The sequence below is a fragment of the Aminobacter sp. P4_H6_2 genome (assembly GCF_056400805.1).
The window spans coordinates 1-3,653 of record NZ_JBFUKO010000546.1 but is presented as its reverse complement, the minus strand read 5'-3'; the positions used below and the strand labels follow the sequence as shown (position 1 = coordinate 3,653).

General features: G+C 60.5%; 5 protein-coding genes. All 5 read left to right on the top strand.

Going from position 1 to position 3,653, the window contains the following annotated elements; translation table 11 throughout:
- The coding region (locus AC1DUU_RS26250) for an asparagine synthase-related protein (protein ID WP_476786293.1) at positions 1-391 on the top strand (391 nt) is incomplete at its 5' end.
- Between the two features lie 17 nt (positions 392-408).
- Positions 409-672, top strand: coding sequence for an acyl carrier protein (locus tag AC1DUU_RS26245; RefSeq protein WP_476786292.1), 264 nt, complete (start codon positions 409-411; stop codon positions 670-672).
- A gap of 9 nt (positions 673-681) precedes the next feature.
- On the top strand, positions 682-2,214 hold the full coding sequence (locus tag AC1DUU_RS26240) for a class I adenylate-forming enzyme family protein (RefSeq protein WP_476786291.1): 1,533 nt from the start codon (positions 682-684) through the stop codon (positions 2,212-2,214).
- Complete coding sequence (gene nadE / locus AC1DUU_RS26235) at positions 2,214-3,206, top strand: NAD(+) synthase (protein WP_476786294.1); 993 nt, start codon at positions 2,214-2,216, stop codon at positions 3,204-3,206. Before AC1DUU_RS26240 ends, nadE begins: the two co-directional genes overlap by 1 nt.
- Positions 3,207-3,384: 178 nt before the next feature.
- Positions 3,385-3,653 (top strand): acyltransferase family protein (locus AC1DUU_RS26230; RefSeq protein WP_476786290.1); only part of this gene is annotated, 269 nt, incomplete at its 3' end.

Genomic DNA, 3,653 nt, shown 5'->3' with positions numbered 1-3,653 from the left:
CCCTAGGCTTGTGGAGTTCTCCGCACGCATTCCGCCAAGGTTCAAGCTAAGAGGCCTTTCGGGCAAACACTTGCTGAAGATGGCGGCCCAGGGTCTTGTGCCCGAGACGATCATCAAGCGCCCAAAGCAACCTTACCGGGCGCCCGAGAGCGTGTCTTTTGCCGGGACCGGCGGCTACGTCAGCGAGCGGCTATCGTCCGCAGCACTTGCCGATGCCGGCCTGTTCAATCCGCGCACGACCGGCAAGCTGGTCGAGAAATGCCTGAACAAGCAAGCCGCCGGCTTTCGCGACAACGCGGCATTCGTGGGTGTCTTGTCGACACAGCTCTGGGTCGACCGCTTTGCCGGCAAGCAGCCTGCCGTTTCCGAAGAAACGGCCATCCTGACGTGAACCCCTGGAACAATGCCATGACCGAAACCACCAATGCCGAAATCCGCAGCTTCATCATCGAGAATTTTCTGTTTGGCGACGAGAGCACCCCACTCACCGACGACATGTCGCTCATAGAAAACGATCTGATCGACTCGACCGGCATCCTCGAACTCGTCGCATTCCTGGAGCAGCGTTTCGCAGTCACAGTCGCCGATGCCGATATTGTTCCGGCCAACCTCGACTCCATAGCCAAGATCAGCGCCTTCGTCGGCGGCCGCCTCGCCGCCCAGTCGGCCTAGCCCGTCGTTATGCGCGTTGAGGAGTTCCTGCGCGAAAGCGCGTGCAAACATCCCGCCAAGACCGCACTGGTCGCTGGCGCGCGCAGGTTGAGCTACGCCCAGCTCGACGACCTGTCGGATCGTTTGGCCTCAGCGCTGCACATCAAGGGCGTCGCGCGCGACGACCGCGTTCTGGTCTTCATGGACAACTGTCCCGAGGCAGTGATCTCGATCTTTGCGGTGCTCAAGGCCGGCGCGGTGGTGGTACCCATCAATGCCTCGGTGAAGGCCGATCGCCTTGGCTTTTTGATGCGCGACTGCCGCGCAAGTGCGGTTCTGACGCTGGCCCGGCTCCACGCCGTCGCATCCGACGCCGCGCGCGACGCACCGGATCTCCGTCTGATCGTGGTGTCTGGGGATACCGCCTTGGGAGAAGCCGTCTCCTTTGAGGCCTGCCTTGAAAAAGCACCCACACTGCCCGCGCATGGTGGCATCGATATCGATCTGGCGATGCTGATCTACACGTCCGGCTCCACGGGAGAACCCAAGGGCGTCATGATGAGCCATCGCAATGTCGAGGCAGCGGCTTCGTCGATCGCGACCTATCTGGTTGCCAGCGCTGACGACATCGTTCTCAGCGCGTTGCCGCTGGCTTTCAGCTACGGGTTCTACCAGCTGATCGTGACAGTCCGCAGCGGCGGAACGCTTATTCTCGAAAAGTCATTCGCCTATCCCTATGCGGTGCTCGAAGTGATGCGTACCGAACGCGCGACAACGCTGCCGCTGGTGCCGACCATGGCCGCGATGCTGTTGCAGATGAAGGGTCTTGGCCCAGAAACGCTGCCTGACCTCCGCACCATTACAAATGCTGCTGCTTCCTTGCCACCCGACCACATCGGCAAGCTGCAGGTGCTGTTTCCGGCGGCGCGAATTTATTCGATGTACGGCCAGACCGAATGTGCCCGCTGCACCTACCTGCCGCCTGAGGCGCTTTCCAAGCGGCCTGAATCGGTCGGCGTCGCCATTCCGGGCACCGAATTGTTCATCGTGAATGAGGACGATGTCGAGGTCGGGCCTGATATGCCAGGGGAGCTCGTGGTTCGCGGGCCGCATGTGATGCAGGGCTACTGGGAGAATGACCAAGAAACCGCTCGCGCGCTTCGGCCTGGCCGTCGCCCCTGGGAGAAGGTGCTGTTCACCGGCGACCTCTTCAGCCGCGACGAGGATGGGTTTTTCTATTTCGTTGCCCGCAAGGACGACATCATCAAGTCGCGCGGCGAGAAAGTGGCTCCAAGGCGGGTGGAGGCGGTGCTCCATGATTGCCCCGGTATCGCCGAGGCTCTGGTTGTCGGTATCGCCGATCCGGTCTTGGGCCAGGCGATTCATGCCATTGTGGTGCCCTCCGACCCTGACCTGACGCAGCGCGACGTGCTGCGCTTTTGCGCCCGGCGGCTCGAAGATTTCATGGTCCCCAAGACAGTGGAATTCCGCGACAGCCTGCCTAAGACCGATAGTGGAAAGCCCAGCCGGCGTCTGGCGGCGGCGATGATGGAGACCAAATGATGCGCGCGACGAGTGATCAAGAGACGAGCGGACTGTTCTCGGTGGCCGCGCTCGATATCGATTGCGCAGCTGAAGCCGACAGAATCGCCACAACCATGCGCGCACAAGTGCGCGGCTTGAAGCGGCGCGGATATGTGCTTGGCCTGTCGGGCGGCATCGATTCCAGTGTCTGCGCGGCCCTCGCTGTTCGGGCGTTTGGCGCAGCAAATGTCTTCTGCATCTTCATGCCGGAGCACGATTCCGATCCGGAAAGCCTGCGGCTCGGACGTGCGGTCGCAGCCACATATGGCATCGAGGCCGTGATCGAGGATATCGGCCCGATGCTTGAAGCCATGCGCTGCTACGAGCGCCGCGATGCCTGCATCCGCGAGGTGGTGCCGGACTTCGGCCCCGGCTGGACGTCGAAGATCGTCTTCGCCAACGCGCTGACGACCGGTGGCTACAACATCTCCTCGCTGGTCGTTCGCGCGCCCGACGGCAAGACCGAAAAACACCGCCTGCCAGCACCGACCTATCTGGGTATCGTCGCGGCCACGAACATGAAGCAGCGCACGCGCAAACAGATGGAATATTACCACGCCGACCGCCTGAACTACGCGGTGATCGGGACGCCCAACCGGCTGGAATATGATCAGGGCTTCTTCGTCAAGAATGGCGATGGCGCTGCCGACATCAAGCCGATCGCACATCTCTACAAGTCGCAGGTTTATCAGTTGGCTGCCTRTCTCGGCGTGCCCGAGGAAATTCGGCAAAGACCGCCGACGACCGATACCTATTCGCTGCCCCAGACGCAGGAAGAGTTCTACTTCGCCGTGCCTTATGCCCAGATGGACCTGTGCCTCTATGGCCTCAACAACGGCTGGAGTGCCACCGACACGGCGAAGGCGGTCTCGCTGACCGATGAACAGGTTGCCTCAATCTGGCAGGACATCGCGGCCAAGCGAAAAGCTGCGCGCTATCTTCATCAGCAACCACTGCTGGTCGAAGCATGATGCAAGCGTAGCAACATTGGCGGCTCTGTGGCCTCTTCTGCCGGGATGCGCAAAGCACTCGATTTCGATGGAGTGCGCCTGGAAGGTCGATATCAGGCTCGCCCGAACGGGGTAATCGCCGAGTAGGCCGCGCGGCTGCTACATCACTGCCCGTGGCGTTGGCAGCCGGTGAGGCCGCATGCTTTTCAATATTCAGGTTTTGCGCGGCCTCGCGGCCATTCTTGTCGTTTGGATCCACGCCCAGTGGTTCATCCCGGTGGATTACGTGCCGGTGACGATCAGCCATTTCGGCTATGGCGGTGTCGATCTTTTCTTCGTCATCAGTGGATTCATCATGGTCCATACGACGCAAGACAAGCAGGTGAATCCATATAAATTCATCAAGAATAGGCTAACTAGGATTTGCCCTCTATATTATGGAGTTACCCTTTTTGTATTCATTTTGAG